The organism is Streptomyces sp. NPDC101151 (assembly GCF_044768335.1).
GTDB lineage: Bacteria > Actinomycetota > Actinomycetes > Streptomycetales > Streptomycetaceae > Streptomyces.
In genome coordinates, this window is sequence record NZ_JBIWPP010000032.1 from 43,323 (window position 1) to 67,767 (window position 24,445).

Below are 24,445 nucleotides of genomic sequence, written 5' to 3' on the forward strand. Positions count from 1 at the left end.
GCGGTGGGTGCCGCCCTCATGGCCGGACGCGGTCGCTGCGCGCCTCCAGACCCTCCCGGGAGAGGGTGAAGTTCTGCTGGAAGGAGCCCGGGCGCAGGCTGTGGGTGACGGACTTGACGTAGTAGTCGCCGTCGTAGGCCCGCCCCGAGCCGCGTACGCCGACGAGCTGGCGGGGCTGGAGGATGTAGCCGTGGCGGTTGACGTCGAGCGAGCCGGAGCCGGAGACGACGTCGGCGGAGACGGCGGCGCGGGCGAGGAGTTCGGCCTCCGCCTGTTCCCGCTGCTGCTTGGCGGTGCCGGACAGGGTCTTGCGTTTGAGGGCCGGGGTGGGCCGCCTGCCGAGGGGCGGGCGCAGGGGGCTGATCGGCGGTTGGGGCAGGAGGGTGGCCTGGCGCGTGCCCGGATCCTGCCAGCGGGCCTGCGGCTCCTCCCGTGCCGTGCCGTCGTACGCGAACGTCAGCTGGTCCACCGTGGTGTTGGCGTCCATGTTGACGTTGAGGGCGTGCTGGCGCAGGCCGAGCCGGACCTCCGGTCCCCAACGGGCGGACGAGCGCCCGGGGTTGGGTCCCGGCTCCAGATAGAAGGTGTAGCCGTTGGCACGGGCCAGCTCGGTGACGTACTGGAGGTCGGTGCCGGTCTGGTAGTGCACCCGCAGGTCCTGGTGCGGAGGCTGGGACACCTTCTCCGTGTAGACGTCCGGCTGGATGCCGTAGTCGGAGTAGCGGCGGAGAATGGCGAGGACGCGCTCGGAGGGCGGGAGGTTCGGGTACCGGGCGGTGCGCTCCTCCAGGTCCATCAGCAGCGTCAGGTCCTCGCCGGTGACGGTCAGGGTGGAGTGGCCAGGAATGTTGCTGGCGCCGACCTCCTGCCGGACGACCAGCCCGTCGAACAGCACCTCGGGTGTGCCGCGGACGCTGACGGTGACGATGACCCGGGTCTTCGGGTCGAAGAACCCCTCCGGCAGCAGCCGCTGGTTGATCAGCCCGCTCTTGGTGAGGTCGAAGGCCAGCTGGAAGCCGCTGCGCTCCCCCGCGGTGGCGGTGATCTGGGCGGACAGCAGCGCCTCGGCGACCTCGGCCGGGACCGGGCGGGCCAGCGTGGGTCCCATGAGGAGCTGGAGGTGGACGGGGCCCTGCCCCATGGGCTGTTCAGACACGCCGCTCTCCGCGCGGGAACCCGCCGGCGAGCGGAATGCCGATCACGTGCCCCGCCTCGTCGGTCAGCTCCCGTGGATCGAGGACCGGGTTGGCGTCGGCGATCCGCCACCACTGTCCCGGGTCGCCGAGGAAGCGCTGCCCGAGCAGGTCGGGCCGCTCGCCGGCGCCGACGGTGTGCGGCTCGGTCTCCTCCTCCAGCGGAGGCAGCAACCGCCGCTTGGTGTAGCGGACTTCGGTGCCGTCGGCCCGCCGGTGCACGCCGATCTCGGCGTCGTGATAGCGGCTGGTGCGCGGGTAGGGGTGCGCCCCGGGTATGGAGTCGAGTGCGCTCTCGTAGGGCTCGGTGCCGGCCATGTCTCTTTCCTCATCCCCTTCCGGTCACGAGTCCGACGCCGCCCAGCCCGAGGGCGCCCAGGCCGGCGCCGCGCGCCCCGGCCGCGAGCCGTTCCTTCTGCGCCAGGTGCGCCATGTACAGGTCGGCGCCGCGATGCCCGGCGGGCAGGTCGCTCACCGTCAGGATCTTCATCCCGATGCTCAGCGAGGCACGGATCGGGTTGAGGTCGACGTCGAAGGCGGACTCGTTGACGGAGAGTTCGGTGAGGCGGACGGGCATGACCCGCTTGCTGCCCCAGGTGAACAGCGTCAACGGCATCTCGATCGGACTGATCTCGATGCTCCCCTTCTGGGTCAGCTTGCTCGCGGCCCGCAGCTGCGCGGTGGTCGGCTGCACGAGCATCTCGAGGGTGGCGAGCTGCGGGTGGATCCCGTCGGGCGCGGCGATCTCCAGCTGGTCGGTGGCGTCGATCTCTGCGGTGAACTTCCAGCTCTCCTGGGCGGGTCCCTTGAGCCGCAGCGCCTCATTGCGGTCGCCGCTACCGGTCCCGCCCCCGCCCGCGTCGCCGCCGTCACCGGCGGACTGGGGCGCGATGCTGCGCTCCAGGGTGTCGGGGTTGAACTGGAGGACGATGATGCGTTGGGGGGTGCCGGTGTCTGGGCTGACGACCACTATTCCGGAGCGGATGGGTTTGGGGATGTCGGGGTAGCGGGTCATTCTTCTTCTCCCGCCGCTGAAAAGGCAGTGACAATGCTCTCGGCCCGTGCCCGGATCCAGGGCTCGATGTCCTCCTGAGACATACGCTGAACCGCATCCACAAATACTTCATATCCGGTGTAAGTAACTGCCCAGAGCCCAGCGAGGCGGATTCGCGGATCCTCATCGGCGAGAGATTCCGCGATCCGCCGAACACATCCGTCTTCCGGCTCGGTGGGCGCTGCCAGGCCGATTCGAAGAGTCAGTCGCCCCCGCTCGACCGGGTTGCTCTCCCCGTCGAACTCCTGATAAAGCTCCTCCAGTTTCCACGGAGAAAGAGCGGCGACGGACCGGGCGACGAAGGGAGACACGGTCTCCGCGTCCGGACCTGCCAGGGTGATGTAGCCGATGCCTGCTGTGGCATCCACAACATAATGGAGGGAAACCCCGGATTCGGACTGCCAGATCATCTGACCGTCGATTCCCTGGCCCTGCTCCCTCTGCTGCTGATACGCCAACGGCCAGCCGAATCCTTCGGCAAGATTCGCCACGTCACCCCAGTGCTTGTCGGGGTGCAGCACATACCGACGGGTGCGATATTTGGGTTCAATCATCATCTGTCTCCTCGCCCGCGATAGGGAACCTGCCGCGCTGTGGCACCGTACATCTCGCGAAGTGCGTCCTCAATCTGATTGAACAGGTGCTGTTTGATGGCCCTTTCGCGCTCCTCCGTGCCCACCAGATCAGCCGCGTTGACTGATGCCTCCACCTCCTTCTCGATATCGAACTCCTTGATCCACTGCGACACCGCTTCCACATGCCGGTTGGCGAGCGCGTTCGCGGCGTTCAGGGGCCTTCGCTCCCGGTTTCTACGCCGCCTGGCATCGTCGGCCGACTCCCCGGGAACGGTATGTGCAATGGCCGCCCGATCAGCGTCGAGTGAACGCTGCCCGGCGACATCCTCGTTGAGCAGCTCACCCGCTCTTTCCGATCCCTTGAAGGCTGCCGGGGTCTCCAGGAGTATCTTGGTGAGTTGCTTGGGCGTGGCGCCGCCCCGTCGCGCCGCGGTCAAGCGCTGCACGACCAATGCGTTCGACACGAGCGCCATGGGATCGCGCTCCGATTCCTGGACGCCGACGATCCAGGCGTCCTTGAGCAGATTAACGCGCTGCCTCTTGTCCAGGTCGCTGGACTGCGGCTTGCCCCGGAAGTGGTTGTCGAGGTACTCGATCGCCTCGTCCCACTCCCCGTTGGCGGTGAACTCGTCGGCGATACCCAGGACCTTCTTCCGCTCCCCGGTCTTCCGGTCGCGCTTGGTGGCCGTCCGGTAGGAGTGCGCGGACTGCTCCTCCTGTGTGATCCCCTCACCGGTGACAATCTTGTGGGCAGCCTTCTGCCCCGTCTGTTGGCGGCGTACGGCCGGTGGCTCGATCTCGGGAGACGAGGACTCGGGGATCTGCGGGAGCCCTTCGTCGAAGACGTTCATGACCTCCTGCTCCTGCTGCGACAACGGCGTCATGTTGCGTGTGATGCGCGTGATCGCCGGGGTCGGCGTGGGAGCGTTCACCGTGTGGCGCGGAACGACACCCGGCTGTTTCGGTTCCAGCTGGACGTTCGCGCTGAGCCCCACCATGTTGAGGTCGTTCTCCAGCCGCGCCGCCAGGTCCTGGAGGAATTCCAGAAGTTCGCGGCGCGGAATCGTGATCCCGAGCGCTTCGAGGACGGTCTCCTTCGGATTGAGGACGGCCTCGATCTCGAAGCGGTCCCCTCCCCCTGCGGCAAGACTGCTGAGGCGATACCACAGACGCATGGCCGCGAGTGCCCCCCGCAGGGCGGGGCGGGGCGCGCCTCGGCCGAGCATGCCGCTCACCTTCGGCCTGATCCTCGCGACGATCTTGCGCAAACGCTCGTCCTTCGACTCTTTCGAGTCCTCGTCCTTCTTGCGCTGGTCCTTCTTGTTCTGCTTCTCCTTCTCGGGGTGCTTGTCCTTCGGCCGTCCGCTCTCGTGCTTGTCGCGCTTCGGCTTCTTCCGGTCCTTGGACTCGTGCTTGTCCTTCGGCCGCCTGCCGTCCCCGTCCTTCTTCTTCGGCCTGCCGGGCTCGTCGCCGTCCTTGTCCTTGGTCCTTTCCTTGGTCTTGTCCCTGCCCCTGTCCTGATCCGCGTCCGGCTTGCGCCTGCCCGGCGTGTCCTTGTCCTCGGACCCGGGCTTCCTCGGGTCGTGATCCTTCGGCTTGTCCGGTGACCTGCCGTCGGAATCCTTGGGTTTGCCCGGAGCCTTGCCGTCGGTGCTCTTCGGCTTGGTTCCCGCGTCCGGCTCCGTCTTCGGCCGAGGCTCCGGCTTGGGCTTGGGCTTGGGCTTCGCAGCCGGCGTCGGCCGCGTGTCCGGCCCCTCGTCCTCGTCCTTCGGCCTGCCGTTCTTGTCCTTGCCGGCCGGTGACTTGGACTTCGCAGGCGTCCTGGCGTCGCCCTGCGTCCCGGGCTGCCCGGGGGTGCCCTCCTTGCCCTGGCCCGGCTTCGGCGTCGTAGCCGTCTGGGTCCTGCCGTCCGCGCCCGGCCTTTCCGCGGGGTGGGTCCGGGTCTTGCCTGCTCCGCCCCTGTCGTCCGAGCCCTCGGCCCCGGTCCCCTTGCCCCCGCCCGGCTTGCCACCCTTGCCCTTGCCCAGCTTCGCCGCCACACCCCGCAGGCGCCGTCCCACCTTCGCGACGTACTTGCCGATCCCATTGAGCAGGGCCTGGTACAGCACCTCCAACAGCGCGACGACACCCGCCGCGACCGCCTTGGCGAAGAGGATGCCGGCGCCGCCCATGCGGACCGCCTTGAGCCACGACAGGACCGCGCCCAGGGAGCGGAGGATCGCGCTCAGGGCGCCCCACGCCGTGCGGAGGGCGTCGATGACGGCCATGACCCAGCCCGCGCCGGGAATCAGCTTCGCGACGACCTTCGTGAGAACCAACTCGCCGATGATGAGCGGGAGTTGCGGGACCACCGCGTCCCAGGCCTCCTTGACGATCTGGTCCAGGCTGAAGCCGCCCTTGATGAGCTTGTCGATGATCGCCTTCGGGACGCCGATGATCTCCTGGATCTTCTCCTGGAACCAGGCCTTGACGGCCGACGAGACCTCGCGGAACAGGTGGTTCTTCGCCCCGTCCACCGCCGAGTTCTTCGCGCCGCTCAGCCAGCCGCCCGGGTCGGAGAGGAAGTCGACCGCGATCATCATCCAGGCGCCCAGGGCGCCCAGGAGTTTCGAGGCGAACTCCAGAATCGCCTTCACCGCGTCGACGATCGCCTTGATGGTCGCGAGGAGCGCCTTCTTCAGCATGTCCAGGATGCTGCTCAGGAGCTTGCCGATGGCATTGAGCAGATCCGTGACGGCCTGTTTGAGCGCCTGGGCGAGACGGTTCACGAGGGCGATCGCCGCCGCGATCAGGTTCGTGATGAACGTGCGGATCCTCGCCGCGAGTTCGATCACCGCCCGCACCATCGCCACCGCGAACTCGATCAGATCCTTGATGAGGTTCTTGATCGCCTCGACGATGTTCTTGCGGGCGTCGTTGATCCAGCGCTCGACCGTCTCCTTGAAGTTCTTGATGAAGCCGACGACCGCGTCGCGCGCCGCCCGGATGACCCGGACGATCGCGTTCTTGATCTCGATGACCTTCTGCTTGAGCCAGTCGAAGGCCTTGCTGACCCAGTTGCCCGAGTCCTGGACAGCGCCGTCGCGCTGCTTGTCCGCGTCGCGTTCGGCCTTGTCGCTCTCGTCCTGGATCTTCTTGTCGCTGCCCTGCTTCTCCTGGTCGACGTTGTCGTCGGTCTTCTTCTCCTCGTCCGCGACGTCCTTGCGGACCTTGTCGTGCCGCTCGGTCTTCTTGTCGCCGAGGGACTTGAGTTCCTCGTCCTGGTCCTTGCGCCAGCCCTCGCGCTGGGCGGTGACCTCGCCCATCGCCTTGTCGCGCTCGCCGGCCTGCGTCTTGGTGTTCGCCGCGATCTCGGCGTCGACCTTCTGCTTGTGCTCGGCCTGCGAGGAACGGAAGTCACGGTCCTTGGCCTGCCGGCCTTCGGACATGCCCTTCTGGCCGTCACTGAACGCCGCCTGGAACTGCGGACCTTGCTCGTGCTCCGCCACCTCGGAGGCAGCCTCGGGCGGCACCGCGCCGGTCGCCCCGCCGCTCTGGACCGCCTCGCCACCGCCGCCGGCACCCGGCACCCGGGCAGCCAGCTCCTCCTTGGGGGCGTCGGGGTAGACCTGGTCCTCGCCCATTCCCCGGCCGGAGTCGTCACGGGCCGTCTGGACGGTCTCCTGGCCCTTGGCGTCGACATGGCCGTCCTGTTCACCGGCCGTCTGCTCCGCCGCGCCCTTCATCTCGACACCTGGCGCGTTGCCCGCCTGGGCCTGCTTGAGGGCCTCGTCCTTCGTCGGCAGCCCCGCGAACTTGGCGGCCAGCGCCTGCGGATCCACCACCGGCTTGTCTGCGCCGAAGAGGCTCGCGACCCCGTTCACGATCTTGCCGCCGATGAAGCCCAGGGCCATCTTGAAGGTGTCCCAGCCGCCCGGCTCCTCGGCCTGCTCCGCCTCGATCTGCCCCTCGGGCTGCTTGGCGCCCTCGACCTCGGCGTTCTCCTGCTCGGGTGCCTGGGCTTCCGCCGGCGTGTCCTGCGAGTACTGCGCCGGGGCATCAGTCTTCGGCTTGCCCTCCAGCGTCTGCGGCGCGCCCGCGGGGCGCTGCATCGAGGGTGGCGCGGACGCCAGCGCCTTGTGCTCGTCGCCGACGGAACGGTCCACCGCGCCGCCGACGCCACCCATGGCCTGCAGCGCCTTGTGCGGCTTGAGCTTCGAGGCCGTCGCCAGGCCGGCTTCCGGGGAGACCCCGGAGAGGTTGGGCACCGGGCCGGAGTCCTTCTTGCCCTTGGGGCGAGCAGGAGCGCCGGCCCCGCCGCCCCCCGCAGCACCGCCACCGCCTCGCGAAGGTCTGCCGGCCGCGGCCTTCGGCGCCGGTGCCGTCTCCGGCTCGGCCTCGGGTTCCGGGGCTGCCTTCGGCGCCGCCTGTTCCGACTTCGTGGCAGCGGGCACGGACCTGGGAGCAGGCGCCGGTGACTCTGTCCGAGCATGTGGTTCCGTACGAGGCTCCGGTGCCGGTGCCTCACTCGTCCCCGCGTCACTCGACGCGCCCGGCGTTCCGGAAGCGGCTCCCGTCGCGCCGGGCGACGTGCCCGGAGCCGTGGCCCCGCCCGTGGACGCGTCCTGCACGGAATTCCCGGACCCGGCACCCGCGCCGCTCCCGCCCGATTCCTTCGCCCCGGCGTCCGCCTGCGCCGCCCGACCGCCCGTCGCTTTCGGGGACTCCTTCTCCTGGCCGCCGGCCCCCTTGTCGCCCGCGGCCGCGGTGCCCTTCTCCTCCTTGGCGGCCGTCTCCTTGGTTTCGCTGCCGCCCTCGGACTTGCCCGGCGCCTCCTGCACCGTGGTCTGCGCGACGACCGGACCGGCCTTGGCGTCGTCGCCGCTCTTGGGGTCCCGGGTGCCCGCCCCGCTCGGCGCCGCGGCCGCCTGCTCCACCGCGAGACCGCCGGGCCCGGCGCCGTCGGCCGACCCGCCCTCGGTCTCCTGCGCCGACGGCCCCGGCTCCGTGTCGGGCTCGGCCGCTTCCTCCTCGGGCTCCGTCGCCGCGTCGTCGGCGTCCTCCGCCTCGCGCTCGGCCTGCACCTGCTCCGCCCTGGTGGGCGGAGGGGCCGGGAAGGACGGGGCGGACCCGGCGCTGGAGGCGGACGAGGGGTCGAGCTTGTCCGCTGTCGCTACGGCGGACACGTCGAGGTCCTGCTGCGGGACGAAGTCGTCCGGCTGGAGCTTGACGTCCCAGGCGCTCGGCTCCGCTCCTTGGACGTCGACCTCCGACTCGCTGCCGGACCCGAAGGGATCCTCGTCGGATTCCTCCTGCGGACCGTCGAGGTCCTGGTTGCGCTTGCCGTCGAGGGTGCTGAGCGCGCCCGGAAGCGGGGTGTCCTTGCCGGCGGCGGTCGTCGAGCCGGTGGGCCGCTGCTGCCCCCGCTTGTCCTGCTGCTTCAACTGCCGTCCGGCCACGGCAGCCTCTGCCGCGCCCGGGCGGTTCTTCGCCGCGGACTCTTCCTTGCTCGACGCAGGCGTCTCCTCGCGCTCGGTCTTCTCCTGACCGCCCTTGTCCGCCTGTTTGTCCTTCTCTTCGCCCTTCTCGGCGCCCTTTTCCTGGCCCGCGGAGTCCGCGGACGTCCGCCGGCCCTGCTGCCCGCCGCCCGACGCACCGCCGGAGGACGCCGAGGACTGCTCCCGCCGGGACCGGGAGGCCGTCGCACCCGACGCCGATCCCTGCCCCGAGCCCTGCGGAGAGCCGGATCCCCGCGCCCCGAGCGGCTGCTGGTCCGCCCCACGTGGCGCACCCCCGTCCTGCAAAGTGGGCCCGCGTTCAGGCGTCCCGCCGTTCTGCGGCGTGCTGCCGGCCGCGCCCTCTTCTCCGGCCTGCTCCTTCTCCGGCCCGGGCGCCAGGCCCGGCCGCTCCTCCGCCGTGCGCCGTTCCTCGGCCGTCCGCAGGGCATTCTCGCGCCCGGTGCGCAACTCGTCCGCCGCGTCCGGCTCGATCTCCGGGGCGTCGTGCGCGTTGCGCTCCAGGTCCTCGGCGTGGTCGTCGTAGGCGTCGATCTCGTCGACAAGGTCGAGCACCCGGTCGTGCTCCGGGGCGAGCAGCCGGTTCTCCAGTCGGACGAGGACGTGGTCGAGCAACTCCTCTGGCAGTTCGGAGAGTTGCTTGCGGGTGCGCCGGGACAGGTCCTGGGGGTCGCCGCGCAGGGAGCGGACGACGGAGTTCGCGAGGCGGTCGACAAGGGTCGCCGGGTCCATCGCCTCCGCGCGCCTGCGATCCGCGTCCACGGTGGCGTAGCGCAGCCAGCCGGGTGTCGCCTGCCCCTCCTGCACCTCGGGGGCGGACTGCTCCTGGTCCTGTCGTACGAGACTCTGGGCCGCCGACTCGGCCTCCCGCTCGATCGACTGCTGCGGCAGACTCACCGCGCCCATCTCCCGCCCGGCCCGCAGGGCACCGAGGCCGTGCGGGTTCTGGACGGTGTGCAGGAGTTCGTGGGCCAGGAGCCGGCGGCCCTCGTCCGTGCCGGGCTTGAAGGCGCCCTCGCGGAAGAGGATGTCCTGGCCGACGGCGACGGCGTCCGCGCCGAGCAGCTGCGTGAGGTGCCCGGCGTCGCGGCCGGTGTGCAGGCGTACCCGGCTCAGGTCGTGGCCGAGCTGCTCCTCCAGTTCGCGCCGGACGCCGGGGTCCAGGGGCTGTCCGGCGCCGCTGACGACGTTCTTCGGTTCGGGGGCGCGGGACTTGGCGGCCCGCTCCTTGCGCCTGCGCCGGCGCTGTTCGGCGCTCTGCTCCGAACTCGCCTGCTCTGCCTGGGAGCTCACGGCGTCACCTCCCCATGACCGCTGAGCCCCTCGTGGACCGCGCGGGCCAGCTCCTGGCCGAGCCGGCGCGCGGACACGCCTGCGGGCAGGGGCGCGAGGCCGCTCAGGGCATCGACGGTCAGGGCGCCGTGCGCGGCCACGGGCACGCCGTGCAGCCGTACCAGCCGGGTCAGTTCGCGTTCGAACGCCGCCGAGACGCGGGCCGGGTCGGCCCGGAAGCCGTCGAGTACGAGTTCGCCGATCTCCACGCGGATCGCCGCGGGCCGTCCGCTCACACCCATCCACGGACCTCCGTCGGAGTCAGCGAGCGCTCCAGCTTGAGGTACTCGGTGCGGGCGGCCGCGAGCATGTGCCGCATCTGCAGCCGGTCGCCCTCCTCGGCGGCGAGGAACGCCCCGGACAGGGCGATGTTGCGGATCGAGCCGCCGGCGACGGTGAGCCGGGCCAGGAGGGCGGGGTCGATGTCCTTGACGGGGGCCTGCGACGGCAGCACCCGGCGCCAGATCTCGGCGCGTTCGTGCTCGGCCGGGAAGGGGAAGTCGACCACGAAGCGGATGCGCCGCAGGAAGGCGGTGTCGAGGGCCTGTTTCATGTTGGTGGTGAGGATGGCGAGGCCCCGGTAGGCCTCCATCCGCATGAGGAGGTAGCTGACCTCCAGGTTGGCGTACCGGTCGTGGCTGTCCTTGACCTCGCTGCGCTTGCCGAAGAGGGCGTCGGCCTCGTCGAACAGCAGCAGCGCGCCACCGCGTTCGGCGGCGTCGAAGACCCGGCGGAGATTCTTCTCGGTCTCGCCGATGTACTTGCTGACCACCTGGGAGAGGTCCACGACGAACAGGTCGAGGCCCAGCTCCTTCGCCATGACCTCGGCGGCGAGCGTCTTGCCGGTGCCGGAGCCGCCCGCGAACAGGGCGGTGACGCCGAGGCCGCGGCGCAGGGTCGCGGCGAAGCCCCACTCCTGGTGGACGGTCGGCCGCTGCCGCACGTGCGCGACGATCTCGCGCAGCACGGCCGTCTGCCGGTCGTGCAGCACGAGGTCGCCCCAGCCGGCCTCCGGCTCGATCCGGCGGCCGAGTTCGTCCATGCCGATCCGCGCCTCGTCCAGCCCGGCCAGCCAGGCGAGTTCGGCGGCGTCCGCCTCGTCCTCGTGGGGCAGGCGGCGGCGTACCGCGGCGGCCACGGACCGTACGACGTGCGGCGGCAGCTGGAACTGCGCCACCAGGGAGCCGAGTTCGCCGTCGGTCAGGTCGGCGACCTCCTCGAACGCCTCGGACCAGAGCGCGTGCTGCTCGTCGTCGTCCATGCGTGGCACGGGCACCCGCAGTCCGTGCGGGCGCTCGGTGCGCAGCGGGTCCTCGCTGGACACGACGACGGGTACGGCGGCTCCGGCCAGGAACGCCTCGGTCGCCGCCCGCTGGTCGCGGTCCAGGTCGCCGACCTCGACCAGCAGCGCGGCGGGCAGCAGGATCGCCTCGCGCTGCCACAGCCGGGCCAGCCGGTCGCGTTCGACGGGGTCGGTCGGCATGTCCTCGGCGCTCATGGCGTACAGCCCGAGTCCGCAGCGGGCGGCCGCGGCGGCGGCGATGTCCGCCCGGCTGCGCAGATCGCCGCCGGTCACCTCGACCAGCAGCGGCGCGTCGGGGCTGCGGCCGTCCTCCGTCCAGCCCTCCGCGAGCCGGCTCGCGGCCAGGTCGTACGACGGTGGCAGCGCGTCCGGTGCCGGGGTGCGGCGAAGCCGGCCGTGCAGACGGGCGTCCAGGTAGGGCGAGCCCAGCAGGAAGTGCAGGATCCGCTCGTCGAGGCGGAGCCGGGAGACGGTCAGCCGTGTCTCGTCCTCCAGCTCCACGATCCGCCAGCGCCTGAGCGGTGCCACGGGGGTGAGCGCGCTCCAGTGCGGCCCGTCCAGGGCGGCCAGTGCGAGCGAGAAGGTGGGGTGGGCCCGCTGCGGGTCGCCGGCGGCCGCCGCGCACCGGGCGGCCGTCGTGGGCTCGAGTTCGTCGGCCGCGGTGAGCAGGACGAGGTCGCGTTCGAAGGGGGTGAGACCGAAGCAGGCGACGAGCGCGTCGAGGGGAGTGGTGGTCTCGGGTACGGGCACGACGGCGGTGTCCGTGGAGTCTTCGGAGTCGGTGGCGTCCGCCCGCTGCTCGGTGGCGCCGGTCGTGTGCCCGGTGGCGCCGGCGTGCCCGGTGGCGCCGGTGTGCCCGGTGGCGCGTTCCGCGTGGGCGTCGACGAGGGCCAGGACGCGCCGGATCCCGGCGGTCGGCGCAGCGCCGTCGTCGCCCGCGCCCGCAGCGCCCGGCTCGTACGTACTCATGTGTTCACCTGCCCCCTCGGATCGCCCATGCCTGCTCAGTTCTCCGTGCTCTCTCCGCCGTCCCGGCCGTCCGTCTTCCGGGCGGCGGGCTGCCCGGACTTGGCGGTGCGGGACGTGCTCCTGCGGGTCCGTGCCGGAGCCTTGGCCGCGGTCCTGCCGACGGGCTTCGCGACGGCCTTGGCTGCCTTCTTCGGGGTGGGCTCCTCACTCGCGGCCTCAACCTCCTTTGGAGGAACCTCCGTCGATGCGTCATCGGATGGAGGCTCGCCTCCCGGCGGGACCGGTGCCCCCGGCGCCCCGAACGGCAGCACCCGCACCTCGGGCCGTTCGACCGGCTTCGCCGGTACCGGTGTCTCGCGGCCGTCGATGAAGACAAGGGAGGCCTGGTAGACCACCGACAGTGCGTACGGGGTCTGGTAGAGCATCCCCCACAGCTTCGACGTCTCGTCGACGTCCATGACCGTCGGTGTGAACCGGACCCGCTGGGCCGCTTCCGCGAGGTTGCTCTCCGCCAAGTAGGGCTTCTCACCGGCGAGTTCGATGATGTCCCGGGGCAGGATCGGGGTCTCGTGCAGCGTGCGCACCACCGACCCGATGAGCCGCTGCCCGACCAGCTCGGTCTCGTCGCCGTACGCGGTGATCACGTACTGCAGGTCGAGTGCGGCGGCGGCCCGGCGCACCAGCGTGCCGTCGGGCGCGCGCGTGGGCAGGTCGTTGTTGCGCTGCGAGGTGTTGGGGGTCACCTGGTAGAGGAAGACGGAGATGGTGGGGTCCGTCGGCGGCTCGGTGGGCGGCTTGCGCGGCTCCACCTTGACGGCCATGTCGATCTCCGGCTGCAGATGGGACTCGATCAGCAGGGCGAGGGCCTGGCTGACATGGGCGATGGCGAGTGCGTTGCTCATGGCGTCAGTTCCTCGGTTCCTCTCGTGTTGCCTCTCCCGCCGCTCTCGCTGCCGTGCGGCTCACTCGCGCCCCCGTGCCAGGTAGTCCGCCAGGCTGAGCGTCGCCCCCGGCCGCTCGGCGGGCCGGGCCGGCTGTCGTGTTCCGTTCCTCGACGGCGGCTGTCCGGCCGTCACCTCGAGCCGGCCGATCTGCACCTGCACCACCTGCTCGGGCGCCTTCCCCGGCCGGCGTGCGGCGGCCTGCCGTACGGCCTCGCGGGCCGCCGTCGTGTCCGCGGCGCTGGGGCGCATTGCGGCGGACACGACGGTGAGGGAAGCGGCGTCCGCGCCCGGGGGGGTGGGCACGGACGCCGCGGCACGGTCCGCGCCCGGTTCCGGGCCTCCCCGCCCGGAGGTGCGCGAACCGGTCTGGGGCACCGGGAGCGGCCTGGGCGCCAGGGGCGCGGCGGGGCGCAGCAGCGGTGCTCGGGGCGGGGCGGTCGGGGCGGGGCGCGCCTCGAGTTCTGCGGGGGTGCGTTCCGTGTGCACGACGGTCCGCTCCCGTTCCGTGTGCCGCCGGACCTCGGCGGCCGGCCGCGGGACGTCCAGGTCCGGGACGGGCGAGGGTGTGGCGGAGGGCAGGAGCACGGAGTCGGCGGCGTCCGGGTCCGGGGTGCGGGCGCGTACCGCCTCGACGCGTTCGAACGGGCCGGGCAGCCGCGGCTGTACCCGGACGCCGTCCGCTCTCGCGGCGCCGTGCCGGGCTATCAGCCGGTCGAGGAAGTCGGGCTCCGCCTCGGGCGCCCGGGAGGAGGAGTCAGACATCCGCACACAGCTCCAGGTAGTAGCGGCGCCGCAGCGGGCTGAGCGCCAGGATCTCCGGCTCGCTCCAGCCGTAGGCGGTGGCGAGCAGGTGGACGTCGAGGAGCAGGTCCCTGGCCCAGGCATCCAGTTCGGTCCACAGGTAGGAAGCGATGTCGAGTTCGGCGCGGGTGGCCGTACCGCACTCGGGACAGCCGACGTTGAGTGTCACGTCGGCGCCCGGGTCGGCGGCCTCGACGGCCTCGGCGATCCGCCGCTGCACCGGTTCCGGAAGGGCGTCGGCGGTCCCGGGAGTGCCGTCGTGCACGGCGGAGACCAGACAGCGGGCGAGCAGCGCGGCGCGCGGGTCTGCGGCCCGGGCCGCGCTCGTCAGATCGACGGCGGCGGGCAGCCGGAACGTGATGTCCCAGCCGCCCTCCGTCAGCCGTACGATCCTCTCCTCTGGTCCGGCGACGGACCGGGCGAACTCCTTGGCGTCCAGCTCGAACTCCATGTCCGCGCCGCATGCGCGGCACTCCAGCCGCACCTGCATCCGCTCCCCGAACAGGGCGCGGCGCAGGGCGAACAGGTCGGACTCGCGCTCGCCCACCGGCACCGCCGGCAGCGCGGCGGCGTCGAGGTCCGGGCGCGCCGTGCGGTGCAGCAGCAGGGCACGCCCGGTGGACGCCTCGACGAGCCCCGCCTCCCAGGTGGCCAGCAGACCGGCCGCCCCGGTGATCGCCATGTGTTCCCCCCGGCTTCCTCATCCCACGTCAGGTCAGGCCGGATTGAGGAACGAGGGCTCCTCAGGCTCGGGCACCTCGTAGTCCCGCTCCCAGCCCTCGCACTCGAGCTTCAGCGACTGGATGGCCACCGCGTTGGCGTTGGCGTCCAGTTCGCCGAGTACCTGGTACTCGCTGGGCCAGGTCCGGTAGAGCTTGTGCGAGACGGCGACCTGGCCGGCTTCGTTGAGGACCTGTATGACGATGTCCTTGCGGAAGTCGGCGAGGGACACCTCGGAGCCGAGGCCGGCGCCGACCTGCCAGACCTTGTTGGCCCAGCGGTCGAACTCGGGGTCGTGGGTGACCCCGCGCTCCAGCGTGATGCCTTCGAACTCGGAGCGTCCGGGCGACTTGCGGGGCGAGGAGGGGTCGCCGCCGTGGCGGTGCTTGACGACCTCGGTGGTGCGCTTCAGCGGACTGATCTTGCTGATGCCGGCGACCGTACGACCGTCCCACAGGACCAGGAACTTGAAGTTCTTGTAGGGGTCGAAACGATGGGCGTTGACGGTGAACTCTGCCATCGGATTCCTTCAGCTCTCCAAGACTTTCCGTGGGCCTACAGCTCGAACTGGCCGGACGTCTGCTGGATTTTGACGATCACGAACTCCGCCGGGCGGACCGGTGCGATGCCGACGAGGACGTTCACGATCCCGTTCGCGATGTCCTCGTCGGTCGTGGTGTCGCTGTCGCACTTGACGAAGTAGGCCTCGCGCGGGGTGCCGCCCTTGAAGGCGCCCTGCCGGAAGAGCGTGTGCAGGTACGAGGAGGCGGCGAGGCGGATCTGCTGCCACAGGTTCTCGTCGTTGGGCTCGAACACCACCCACTGCAGGCCGCGCTGGAGGCTCTCCTCGACGTGCAGGGCGAGCCGCCGTACGGGCACGTACTTCCACTCGCTGTCGAGTGCGTCCGCGCCCTCCAGGGTGCGGGCGCCCCAGACCGTCGGGCCGGTCAGCGGGAAGCTGCGCAGGCAGTTGACGCCGAGCGGGTTGAGCAGTCCGGTCTCGCGGTCGGTCAGGTTGACGGTGAGCGAGTGCACGCCCGCGAGCCGCGCCTCGGTGCCGGCCGGTGCCTTCCACACACCGCGCTCGGAGTCGGTGCGGGCGATGACACCGGCGATCGCGCCGGAGGGCGGGAAGGAGCGCAGCCGCCCGGTGAGCGGGTCGGTGAGCTGCAGGTGCGGGAAGTAGAGGCCCGCGTGGTTGCCGCGTACGGCGTCGAAGGCGGCGATGCCGGCACGTGCCGTGTCCACGCTGACCCAGTTGCCTGGTGCGTCGACGAGCAGGAAGATCCGTCGCTCCTGGCACAGGCGCTGGGCGGCCGACACGACCGTGAGCGCGTCCTCGGTCTTCTCGTAGGCGGCCAGCTCGGGCAGGACGAGGAGGTTGACGTCGGCGACCTGGCGCAGTGCCTGGATGCCGGTCTTGTCCGCCTCGGAGCCGATGAGGTCGCGCGGTCCGGGGGCCTCGCCGTCCTCGCCGCCCTCCAGCGGGAAGACGGGCGGGTTGACGGAGGCCTCCAGGCCGAGGTCGTTGGCGCACTCGCCGAGGAAGCGTACGACGTCCTCGGGGTCGGTGGAGCCCGCGACCACCTGGACGCGGCGGCCGAAGGCGGTCACCTCGGCGCCCGCGAAGGCGTGCTTGCCCGGGGCGTCGGGCAGCGCGCGCAGCTTGCGTTCGAGCAGCAGGGCCAACTCGGCCACGCTGCACGGTGCTTCGCCGTCACAGTCGGGGTCGTAGAGGGTGAACTCGCGCTCCACGTCGCCGATCTTCACGGTGAGGTCGACGGCGAGGTCGGGCAGCTCGTGGCCGAAGGGCTTGGAGACGGTGCCGGACGGGTCGGGGCGGCCCTCGCCGAGGACCTCGACACGGATCAGCCGGGAGCCCGCGTTGATCACGGTCTGCGCGTAGTGGCCGTTGGCCGGGTCCATGGACAGGCCGGTGAAGCTCTCGCGGGCCTCGCCCCTGGCGTCATAGACACGCAGGTTGAAGGTTTCGTCAGGGCAGGGCGTGTCCTGGTCGACGGCCACGCGCAGGCCGTTGCCCCACACGCCGGGCTCCTTGGCGTGCACCTTCAGGACGGCGCTGTCGCTGTGTCCCTCGGTGGACTTCAGGGTGACGCAGGCGGCGTTGCCGCTGCCGGCCTTGGTGACGCGGACGACGACGGCGACGGTGCCGCCGTTGCCGAAGAACTGGTGGACCGCGTAGCCGACGGCACTGCGCGCGCTCAGGCCGCCGAAGCGGCGCTCGAACTCCGCGAAGCTGGTCACGCGTACCGGCTCGTTGAGCGGACCGCGTCGGGTGTGGCCCACAAAGGCCGTCACCGACGTGGTCAGGGTCGAGATGGTGCGGGTGCTGCTGGGAAGCTCTTCGACGTAGACGCCGGGATACGTCGGCTTGGCGGCGCTCACCGCGCTCATCGGCATTCCCCCTCCTGTCCCTGTCTCGGGCACCGGACGTAGGCACCAAGAGGCAGACAGCGGAGGGGTGTATTCCGGATCGGTGCGGCAAGCGACCCCGCGCGACTGGACGACGGCGGCCGAGCGCACCGCATCAGCTCCCCCGTCGGTGCCCGGACGGTCGGTGTCCGGGTCAAGCAGTGTGCTTGCGACTCCTGATGCTCAAGTGCTCAACCCACCCTGTTGTGCGGGGAGTTCGCGCAACAAGACGTCTTCCGGCCACGCCAAGAGAAGGTTTAGTGAAGGTCAACTCCCGGCACTCGCACACCACGCCCGCGTGCCCCTGACAGGTGGTGCACAGCTTGCGCACACCGGGCATCCGCCCGGTGAACGAGCCGCGCCCCGGCAGGTGCGGCAACCCGGGAGACACCGAGGTCTGCGCACCGCGCGCGGATCCCGGGTCCCCGGGTCCTCCCCGAGTCGCACACAATCCGCCGTGGCCGGTTCCGTGGGGGTGCCCGCTCCCCGGGTGACGAACGGCGTTGTCAGTGGCCTCCCCTAGAGTTCCCGTCACTTGATCACTGCGCATGCGGGGAGGCATGTATGGGGTGGGTTGCGGCGGGGGACTACGAGGTCGCCCTCGACGGCGCAAAAGTGGTGTGCCGCAACGCGGCCGGGCGGCGGCTGAAGTCCGTGCCCGCCAAGCTCGGCGACGATCCGGCGGTCGTGGGCCTGAGGCAGCTCGCCGAGTGGCTGGAGCGGCACGAGCGGCAGTGCCTGGCCGATGTGGAGCGGTGGATGGTCCGCTCGCTGCCGGTACCGCTCGCCGTCGTCACCCGGGTGTGGCCGGACCCCGCCTGGCAGGCGGCCCTGCGCGACCTCGTCGTCACCGGCGACGACGGCCGGGTCGCCGGATTCCTCCGGGACGCCGACCCCGAGCGCGGCCTGGGTCTGGTCGATCTGGACGGCGACACCGTCCGTATCACGCCCGGCCTCGTCCGCATCCCGCACCCGGTCCTCCTGGACGACCTGGAGGAACTGCGGGAGTTCGCCGTCGAGCTGGGCGTCGAGCAGCGCGCCCAACAGCTCTTCCGCGAGGTCTGGCACCGCCCGGCCGCCCTCGACGCCGAGGGCACCCAGGTGGAGGAGTACGCGGGCGGCTCGTACAAGGAACTGCGCTTCCTGCACGGCAGGGCGGCCCAGCTCGGCTACCGCGTGCGCGGCGGACACGCCGTGTGCTCCGTCCTGGAGGACGGCCGCGGCGTGGAGGCCCGCGTCTGGGTCGGCGACTACGACGGCTGGGAGGAGACCGAGACCGGCCCGCTGGTGTGGACCGATCCCGCGGGGCGCGTGCTGAAGCTCCGTCAGGTGGGGCCGGTCGCCTGGTCGGAAGGCATGCGCATGGCGGCCGCGCTGTACGCCGGGCGGGACATCCAGGACGAGGAGCAGGCGGCATGAGCACGTACGACGAGACCACCGCGGCCGCGCTGCTGGACGCCGGCGCGGTGCTGGCCCCGGGCAGCACCGCCCGCGAGGACGCCGACAGCCTCACCGTCCGCACCTACACACACCCCGCGCTGGACGGCCGGCAGGTGGTCCGCCTGGTGCCGGGCACCCTCGGCGCGGCCGAGGACCTGGCGCTGGAGTTCCTGGGCCTCGCCCGCGAGCCGGAGGCGCCCGAGGTCGGGCAGGTCCGCAAGGAGACCCTGGGCTTCCCGGCGTGGGCGCTGGTGAACGACCCGGCCAACGGGCACCATGCGCTCGCCCTGGTCAAGGACGTCGAGCGGCTCGCCCGGCAGGCCAAGTCCCGTCCGGGCACCGCCAAGGAGGGCTTCGAAGCGCTCGGCGAGCGGCTCGGCCGGGCCGTGCCGCACTTCCTGCCGACCTTCTACGAGCAGGCGGCACGCGTCTTCCTGCAGCACGAGAACACCACGTACGCGGCCGCCTTCTTCGGCAAGGCCCGCGAGGCCGAGCGGGTGCACGCGCTCACCGTGGACGAGGAGCGGCAGCGGGCGGTGTTCCTGGAGTTCGCCTTCGCCGGGGCCCTGACCGTCAAGGCCCTCAAGGAGCACGTGAAGGACCTCGCCCGGCGCCTCGACCCGGCCGCCGCATGGGCGCAGTTCCGGCAGCTGACGGTGGAGCGCTGCGCGGCCGGCATGCCGCCGTACGCCTCACTGCCGCAGGACGCGCGCGGGCTGATCAAGGCGGCTCGTCTGGACCGGGACACCGAGGAGTGCGCCCTGGTCGCCGACCTGATCGCCTCCCCCGCCGCAGTCCGGGCACCGGCCTCCTTCTGGAACTCCTACCGCGCGGTGCTGCCGGTCCTCGCACAACGGCAGCCGGCCGTCCGGGCCCGTCTGCTGGAGATCATGCCGGCCGGTCTCGGCCGGGAGGTCGCGGACGACGAGTTCTGGCTGACGCTGCTCGCCGAGTGCGGGGCCGAGCGTCAGCTGACCGGCGAGGCGGCGGCCACGGAGCACGACGTCGATCCCGCCGACTGGCTGAGCCGCTGGGCCTCTTTCCGCAAGCACGGCGGATCCTGGTCGCGCCGCTCACCGGCCACGCTGGCACTGGTCGCGCGGATGGCTCCGGGGCTGCGCGCCGCCGGGCGGCCCGTCGACCTGTTCACCGGCCGCTGGCATGCCGGCGCCGACCTCGACCTGCTGGACCTGTGCGTGGCCGAGGGCATCCCGCTCAGGGTGCCCGGCCCCGACGTGAACGTGTACCTGCCGCTCACCGACTGGCTGAAGGACACCCGGACCGGCAGCCGGGACCTGGCGGCCGTTGCGGCCGACCCGCGCTTCCGGGCCCTGCTGCACCGGGCCGTCGGCACGGTCGGCAAGGACGCGCAGGCCGCCGGGCTGCTGAAGCAGGTGGCCGGCCACCCGGTGCTCTCCGGTGTGCTGCGCGAATGGCTGGACGAGCGCGCCGGCGACTACACGCGAGCGGTGGGCCTGCCCGCCGCGCGTGCCGCAGTCGACCGGCTGCGTCCCTACCGGGTCATCGCCGCCGAGGCCGCACCGGATGCCGTCGCCCGGGTCTCCGGACACGAGGTGGCGCCGCTGCTCGGCCGCACCCTGCGCGCCGGAATCCTGGACGAGCTGGGCTGGCCCGCCCTCGACGAGGCGCTGGAACTGCTCGACGCTCAGACCCGGAAGGACGAGGACGACACTCTGACCGTCCACGAGGCCTGGCCCGCGCTGATCCTGGTGCGCCGGCACAAGGCGGTCGTGGTCGGCCCCGACAAGGTGCTCCTCGAACACGACCTGCGCCTGCCCCAGGAGCTGGACCGCTGGCAGCGCCCGCGGTTCCGCTACGTGGACGGCGAGTTGCTGGTGATGTGGCGGCAGGGCGCCACGCAGCACGGCTACTGGTCGGCCCGTCCCGCCGAGGTCTTCGAACTGGGCGGCGAGCAGCTTCCCTCCTACTGGTCCGGGAACGAGGCCGGCGCCCCGTCGATTCCGCTGCCCGGGGGCGGCCGCGCCACCGGCGGCCGTACGCTGCACGCCGGGGACACGGTTCTGCCGCCGAGTCGTGCCGTGATCGGCGACAGCAGCACGCTGTGGCGTCAGGGCAGGCAGGGCCGGGAGACGGTGTGGCTGGAGTACGACCCGGCCACCGGCACGCACGGCCGCGCCTCGCTGCCCGCGCTGCTGCGGTCCGGCGTCCGCGAGGAGGCGTCCCTGCTGGCCGATTCCTGCGAGGTGCTGCCGCTGCAACCGGGGCTCGAGAACAGCCCGTTCGGCACCGACGGCACGGTGCTGGGGCGCTGGGTCCGTCTTGAGGGCAAGGGGGACGAGGCCCGCTGCGTAGCCGGGACGCCGGACGGGCGCACCGTGTCCGTGACCGCGTACCGCGGACGGGCGGGCGCGGTCCCGGTCGGGGCGTTGCGGCTGCCCGGGGGCGCCGAGCCGATCGTCACGGAGATGATCCGCCAGGTCGTCCTGTTCGCCCCCGACGACACCTCCCGGGGCGGCGAGCTGGGCCGGGTGACGCCCGGCGAGAGGGGCAACGAGTTCGTTGCCGGAACACGACTGGTGCCGCCGCTCGCCTTCTGGCACGCGCTGCGGCCCCGCGACGAACAGGGCTCGGCCGTACTGCGCGCCCTGACCGACGAGCAGGCCGCCGAGGTACTGCGAGTCACCGCGCTGGCGCTGGACGGACGGCGGCAGGCGCTGGCCGACGCCGGCTCGGACGAGGCCGCCAAGGCCGCCGTACCGTCCGCGGACCAGGTCGCCCTCGGGGCCGTCGTCCTCGCCCTGCCCGGCTGCACCGACGGCCGGCTGCTCATGGGCATCGCCTCCCTGGTCCGGGTGGCGCTGTGCCTCACCGAGTCGGCCACCGCCTTCGCGGCTCCTCCCCGGGAACGGCCGCACGGGCCCGGCGGGACCGAGGAGATGTTCGCCGACTACCGGCCCCGGCACGGCGACGACCGCACCCTGCACGACGCGCTGTCCGGGATCGTCGGCCCGCACGGCTGGTGGTACGGGGAGCGGTGGAGCGTGCTGCGCCAGATCCGGGCGGTGAACCACGTACTGTCCGGCAAGCCCGCCGAAGGCAAGCCGCTGCCCGACCGGAATCAACTCGCCGCCCTCGGCGGCGGCTGGCTCAGCGACGAGCGCACCGTCCCCGGGATCGGCATGGTGTGGCCGCCGGTCCTCGGCGTGCTGCGGGCGCTCGCCCACCGGGCCGCCTCGCCCGCCCTGTCCGACACCGCGCGGGAGCCGCTGCTCCTGCTGTTGGACGCGGTCGTCGAAGGACCGCTCGCCGCGGCCGGCGCCGGCCTGCGCGAGATCGTGCTGTACGAGCCGCACGACAAGCAGCAACGAGCCGGCCAGGTGCTCCGCCGCGACGGCCGTACGGTGGTGATCCTCGGCTGCCAGAGCATCGACAGCGAGCGGGACCGCGTGCGCTGGCTGGCCCTGGACCACGACCCGTCCGGTGCGTTCGGCGCGACCGCCCACTTCGTGCTGGAGAGCGAGGTCCGGCATGCCCCGGCGATCTCCGCCGAGGACCTCGCCACCGTCACCCGGCTGATCCGCGACAAGGGCGCGGCGCCCTGGCGGGCCGAGGCGCCCGCGGCGCTGGTGGCGGCGACCGGCGGCGGGCTGGGTCCGCTCCAGGCCACCGTGCTGCTGGGCGGCCTGCCGCAGTCGCCCGGCGCCGAGGGACTGGCCGTGCTCGGACTCAAGCCCCGGCAGAGCGAGTTCGCGAGCGCCCGGGTGAACGCCCTGGACTCCGAGGAGCGGACGGCCCTCATGGGCGCGCTGCTGCCCGCGGACCCCGCCGACCTGTGGACCTCCGGACCGGACATCCAGGCCGCAGGCCGGGTGTGGGCCGAGCGGCTCGGCTCCTTCGTCCGCGTGCCCGAGGACCTCAGCGCCGACCTCGCGGGCATCGGCGCCGGCTACGCCGAGGCAGTGCTGAACCCGTCCCGCACCCCGTGGCTCGCCCGCACCACGGTCATGCGGCCCGACAAGGACGGCGTCCTCGCCTGGGCGGACCCCTCGGCGGTGCCGGGCAGATACGACCTGACGTCCGCCGTGAACGCCCTGGCCGCGCTGGCCTACGTCCTGCCGTACGGGCACCCCCTGCGCGCCGCCCTGCCCGAGGGGCTCGCCGCCCTGCGCCGCCGGATGAGCGATCCGGAGCTGCTGCTCGACCTGGACGTCGAGTGGACGGAGAAGGGCGGCTCCACCGCCGTCGAACTGCGCAAGGCCTACGGCCTCCCCGCGACCGGGGGTGCCGACGCGCACGGCCTGACCCGGGTCGGCGAGGCGATCGTCCTGCGCCCCTGGTACCAGGACACGGAGACCGTCCTGCTCCGGCCGGCCGCGCTCGGCGGCCCCGACGACACCGTGCTCGGGCTGATCGAAGGCCTGGTCGGCGGCGCGCGCGGCCAGGGTCTGCGCATGCTCCGCACGGTCCTCGGCGGGGAGCTGGCCCGTGCGGTCGGGGCCGGCGTCGGCACCGAGGGCGGCTCGGGGTACGCCCAGGACCCGACCGTCACCGCACCCGCGCTCGTCGCCGAGGCGGCCGCGGCGCACGGCCTGGGCGAGGACGCGGCCGCGCTGTACCTCATGGTGCTGGCGCTGCCCGATCCGACGGACCGCAACTGCGCGCGCTGGACGGGCTGGAAGCCCGCCCGTACGAAGAAGGCCCGGGCGGAGCTGGCCGCGACGGACCTGGTCGTGGAGGCCAAGCGGCCGCGCGCCGGACGGAGCCTGTTCCTGCCCTGCGGCTGGCGCGACCTGAAGTCGCCCGCGCTGCCGGTGGAGATCTGGAAGGAGGGCCTGTATCCGGTCCTCGACCAGCGCCGTGCCCTGCCCCTGCTGCCGGTGCCGGAACTGTTCGCCCGCGCCTGGGACCGGGTGCGCTCGGGGGACGCCCCGGCGTACGAGGAGCTGACCACACGCGCGACCCGCAAGGGGCGCCGTCGATGATCCCCTCCGCACCGACCACCACTCGCACCACCTTGAAGGGCACCTGCCGATGACCACCGTCCTCGTCCCCGACGCGACCCGTCAGATCGTCCCGCAGGAGGAGCGGTACGCCACCGAACTGGCCTTCCTCGCCGCGTACGACACCGGGCCGCGCCCGCCCGCCTGGCGGCTCACGCCCCGGGCCGTCGTCACGTTCGTCATGGGCAGCGGCGGGCAGGCACTGCAGCCGGCCGAGGACGCCGAGGTGCCGGAGGGGGTGCCGCGGCGCCTGGTGGTGGAGGGCAAGTTCGTCGGCGACCGGGCGCTCGTGGAGCGCTGTGTCGTCACGCTCGCCGGTGAGCGGGGTCTGCTGCTCGTCGGCGAGCCCGGCACCGCCAAGTCCATGCTGTCCGAGCTGCTGTCGGCGGCGGTCTGCGGGACCAGCGGTCTGGTGGTGCAGGGTACGGCGGGGACGACCGAGGACCAGCTCAAGTACGGCTGGAACTACGCCCTGCTGCTGGCCCAGGGGCCCAGCCGGCAGGCACTGGTGCCGTCCCCGGTGCTCACCGCGATGTCCCGGGGCGCGATCGCCCGGGTCGAGGAGGTCACCCGCTGCCTGCCCGAGGTACAGGACTCGCTGGTGTCGCTGCTGTCGGAGCGGCGCATCGCCGTGCCCGAACTCGCGGGCAGCGAGGACGCGCTGGCGCATGCGGCGCCCGGGTTCAATCTCATCGCCACCGCCAACCTGCGGGACAAGGGCGTCTCGGAGATGTCCGCCGCGCTCAAGCGCCGCTTCAACTTCGAGACCGTGGGCCCCATTCCGGACCTCGACGCCGAGACGGCGCTGGTCCGCAGCCGGGCCAGGGCGTCGGTGGAGCGCGCCGGGACCCCCTTCCACGTCGACGACGCCGTACTGGAGGCCCTGGTCACCGCATTCCGGGACCTGCGCGAGGGGCGGTCGGCGGAGGGCTGGGAGGTGGAGCGGCCGTCCACGGTGATGAGCACCGCGGAGGCCGTGTCCGTCGCCGGTGCGCTGGGCCTGGCCGCGGCGTACTTCCCCGGTGACCGCGACGTCCTCGACCTGCTCCCGGGCCACCTCCTCGGAGTCGTGCGCAAGGACGACCCGGCCGACGCGGCGCGGCTGCGCGGCTACTGGGACGGTCCGGTCCGGCGCCGCGCCGAACAGGGCTCCGCCACCTGGCGGACCCTGTGGGACCTGCGCACGGTCCTGGAGGGCTGACGG

General features: G+C 72.3%; 15 protein-coding genes. 3 read left to right on the forward strand and 12 right to left on the reverse strand.

Going from position 1 to position 24,445, the window contains the following annotated elements; translation table 11 throughout:
• Nucleotides 1-16: 16 nt before the first annotated feature.
• The 12 genes from ACIRU3_RS37260 to ACIRU3_RS37315 are packed head-to-tail and all read right to left on the reverse strand — an operon-like array spanning nucleotide 17 to nucleotide 16,807.
• Complete coding sequence (locus tag ACIRU3_RS37260) at nucleotides 17-1,156, reverse strand: hypothetical protein (protein WP_404066295.1); 1,140 nt, start codon at nucleotides 1,154-1,156, stop codon at nucleotides 17-19.
• Nucleotides 1,149-1,511, reverse strand: a complete 363-nt coding sequence (locus ACIRU3_RS37265; RefSeq protein ID WP_404066298.1) for a hypothetical protein — start codon at nucleotides 1,509-1,511, stop codon at nucleotides 1,149-1,151. The genes ACIRU3_RS37260 and ACIRU3_RS37265 overlap by 8 nt, the downstream gene beginning before the upstream one ends.
• A 10-nt stretch (nucleotides 1,512-1,521) precedes the next feature.
• On the reverse strand, nucleotides 1,522-2,208 hold the full coding sequence (locus ACIRU3_RS37270; RefSeq protein WP_404066301.1) for a hypothetical protein: 687 nt from the start codon (nucleotides 2,206-2,208) through the stop codon (nucleotides 1,522-1,524).
• Nucleotides 2,205-2,804 carry a HEAT repeat domain-containing protein gene (locus ACIRU3_RS37275; RefSeq protein ID WP_404066304.1) on the reverse strand — a complete coding sequence of 200 codons (600 nt, stop codon included), beginning with the start codon at nucleotides 2,802-2,804 and terminating at the stop codon, nucleotides 2,205-2,207. Before ACIRU3_RS37275 ends, ACIRU3_RS37270 begins: the two co-directional genes overlap by 4 nt.
• The gene (locus ACIRU3_RS37280) at nucleotides 2,801-9,610 is read right to left on the reverse strand and encodes a DUF4157 domain-containing protein (RefSeq protein WP_404066307.1); all 6,810 of its coding nucleotides are present in this window, start codon (nucleotides 9,608-9,610) and stop codon (nucleotides 2,801-2,803) included. Before ACIRU3_RS37280 ends, ACIRU3_RS37275 begins: the two co-directional genes overlap by 4 nt.
• Nucleotides 9,607-9,891 carry a hypothetical protein gene (locus ACIRU3_RS37285; protein WP_404066310.1) on the reverse strand — a complete coding sequence of 95 codons (285 nt, stop codon included), beginning with the start codon at nucleotides 9,889-9,891 and terminating at the stop codon, nucleotides 9,607-9,609. The genes ACIRU3_RS37280 and ACIRU3_RS37285 overlap by 4 nt, the downstream gene beginning before the upstream one ends.
• Nucleotides 9,882-11,921, reverse strand: coding sequence for an ATP-binding protein (locus ACIRU3_RS37290; RefSeq protein WP_404066313.1), 2,040 nt, complete (start codon nucleotides 11,919-11,921; stop codon nucleotides 9,882-9,884). The genes ACIRU3_RS37285 and ACIRU3_RS37290 overlap by 10 nt, the downstream gene beginning before the upstream one ends.
• Before the next feature lie 35 nt (nucleotides 11,922-11,956).
• On the reverse strand, nucleotides 11,957-12,823 hold the full coding sequence (locus ACIRU3_RS37295; RefSeq protein ID WP_404066316.1) for a Pvc16 family protein: 867 nt from the start codon (nucleotides 12,821-12,823) through the stop codon (nucleotides 11,957-11,959).
• A gap of 60 nt (nucleotides 12,824-12,883) precedes the next feature.
• Entirely contained in the window at nucleotides 12,884-13,627 is a 744-nt protein-coding gene (locus ACIRU3_RS37300; protein WP_404066319.1) for a hypothetical protein, read from the reverse strand.
• Nucleotides 13,620-14,348: a hypothetical protein gene (locus tag ACIRU3_RS37305; RefSeq protein ID WP_404066322.1), complete on the reverse strand. Its 729-nt coding sequence runs from the start codon at nucleotides 14,346-14,348 to the stop codon at nucleotides 13,620-13,622. The genes ACIRU3_RS37300 and ACIRU3_RS37305 overlap by 8 nt, the downstream gene beginning before the upstream one ends.
• A gap of 33 nt (nucleotides 14,349-14,381) precedes the next feature.
• Nucleotides 14,382-14,906: a phage tail protein gene (locus ACIRU3_RS37310; protein ID WP_004003113.1), complete on the reverse strand. Its 525-nt coding sequence runs from the start codon at nucleotides 14,904-14,906 to the stop codon at nucleotides 14,382-14,384.
• Between the two features lie 35 nt (nucleotides 14,907-14,941).
• Nucleotides 14,942-16,807, reverse strand: a complete 1,866-nt coding sequence (locus ACIRU3_RS37315) for a phage tail sheath family protein (RefSeq protein ID WP_404066324.1) — start codon at nucleotides 16,805-16,807, stop codon at nucleotides 14,942-14,944.
• Between the two features lie 576 nt (nucleotides 16,808-17,383).
• Here ACIRU3_RS37315 and ACIRU3_RS37320 point away from each other — a divergent pair.
• The 3 genes from ACIRU3_RS37320 to ACIRU3_RS37330 are packed head-to-tail and all read left to right on the forward strand — an operon-like array spanning nucleotide 17,384 to nucleotide 24,442.
• The gene (locus tag ACIRU3_RS37320; RefSeq protein WP_404066327.1) at nucleotides 17,384-18,238 is read left to right on the forward strand and encodes a DUF4132 domain-containing protein; all 855 of its coding nucleotides are present in this window, start codon (nucleotides 17,384-17,386) and stop codon (nucleotides 18,236-18,238) included.
• Nucleotides 18,235-23,223, forward strand: coding sequence for a hypothetical protein (locus ACIRU3_RS37325; RefSeq protein WP_404066330.1), 4,989 nt, complete (start codon nucleotides 18,235-18,237; stop codon nucleotides 23,221-23,223). The genes ACIRU3_RS37320 and ACIRU3_RS37325 overlap by 4 nt, the downstream gene beginning before the upstream one ends.
• A 49-nt stretch (nucleotides 23,224-23,272) precedes the next feature.
• Nucleotides 23,273-24,442, forward strand: coding sequence for an AAA family ATPase (locus ACIRU3_RS37330; protein WP_404066332.1), 1,170 nt, complete (start codon nucleotides 23,273-23,275; stop codon nucleotides 24,440-24,442).
• The last annotated feature ends 3 nt before the right edge of the window (nucleotides 24,443-24,445 follow it).

Excerpts from the sequence above, each read along its gene's own strand:
- ACIRU3_RS37300 (WP_404066319.1), bottom strand. The coding sequence starts at position 13,627 with ATGTCTGACTCCTCCTCCCGGGCGCCCGAGGCGGAGCCCGACTTCCTC.
- ACIRU3_RS37320 (WP_404066327.1), top strand. The coding sequence starts at position 17,384 with ATGGGGTGGGTTGCGGCGGGGGACTACGAGGTCGCCCTCGACGGCGCA.
- ACIRU3_RS37270 (WP_404066301.1), bottom strand. The coding sequence starts at position 2,208 with ATGACCCGCTACCCCGACATCCCCAAACCCATCCGCTCCGGAATAGTG.
- ACIRU3_RS37330 (WP_404066332.1), top strand. The coding sequence starts at position 23,273 with ATGACCACCGTCCTCGTCCCCGACGCGACCCGTCAGATCGTCCCGCAG.
- ACIRU3_RS37290 (WP_404066313.1), bottom strand. The coding sequence starts at position 11,921 with ATGAGTACGTACGAGCCGGGCGCTGCGGGCGCGGGCGACGACGGCGCT.
- ACIRU3_RS37285 (WP_404066310.1), bottom strand. The coding sequence starts at position 9,891 with ATGGGTGTGAGCGGACGGCCCGCGGCGATCCGCGTGGAGATCGGCGAA.
- ACIRU3_RS37325 (WP_404066330.1), top strand. The coding sequence starts at position 18,235 with ATGAGCACGTACGACGAGACCACCGCGGCCGCGCTGCTGGACGCCGGC.
- ACIRU3_RS37305 (WP_404066322.1), bottom strand. The coding sequence starts at position 14,348 with ATGGCGATCACCGGGGCGGCCGGTCTGCTGGCCACCTGGGAGGCGGGG.
- ACIRU3_RS37315 (WP_404066324.1), bottom strand. The coding sequence starts at position 16,807 with ATGCCGATGAGCGCGGTGAGCGCCGCCAAGCCGACGTATCCCGGCGTC.
- ACIRU3_RS37295 (WP_404066316.1), bottom strand. The coding sequence starts at position 12,823 with ATGAGCAACGCACTCGCCATCGCCCATGTCAGCCAGGCCCTCGCCCTG.
- ACIRU3_RS37310 (WP_004003113.1), bottom strand. The coding sequence starts at position 14,906 with ATGGCAGAGTTCACCGTCAACGCCCATCGTTTCGACCCCTACAAGAAC.
- ACIRU3_RS37275 (WP_404066304.1), bottom strand. The coding sequence starts at position 2,804 with ATGATGATTGAACCCAAATATCGCACCCGTCGGTATGTGCTGCACCCC.
- ACIRU3_RS37265 (WP_404066298.1), bottom strand. The coding sequence starts at position 1,511 with ATGGCCGGCACCGAGCCCTACGAGAGCGCACTCGACTCCATACCCGGG.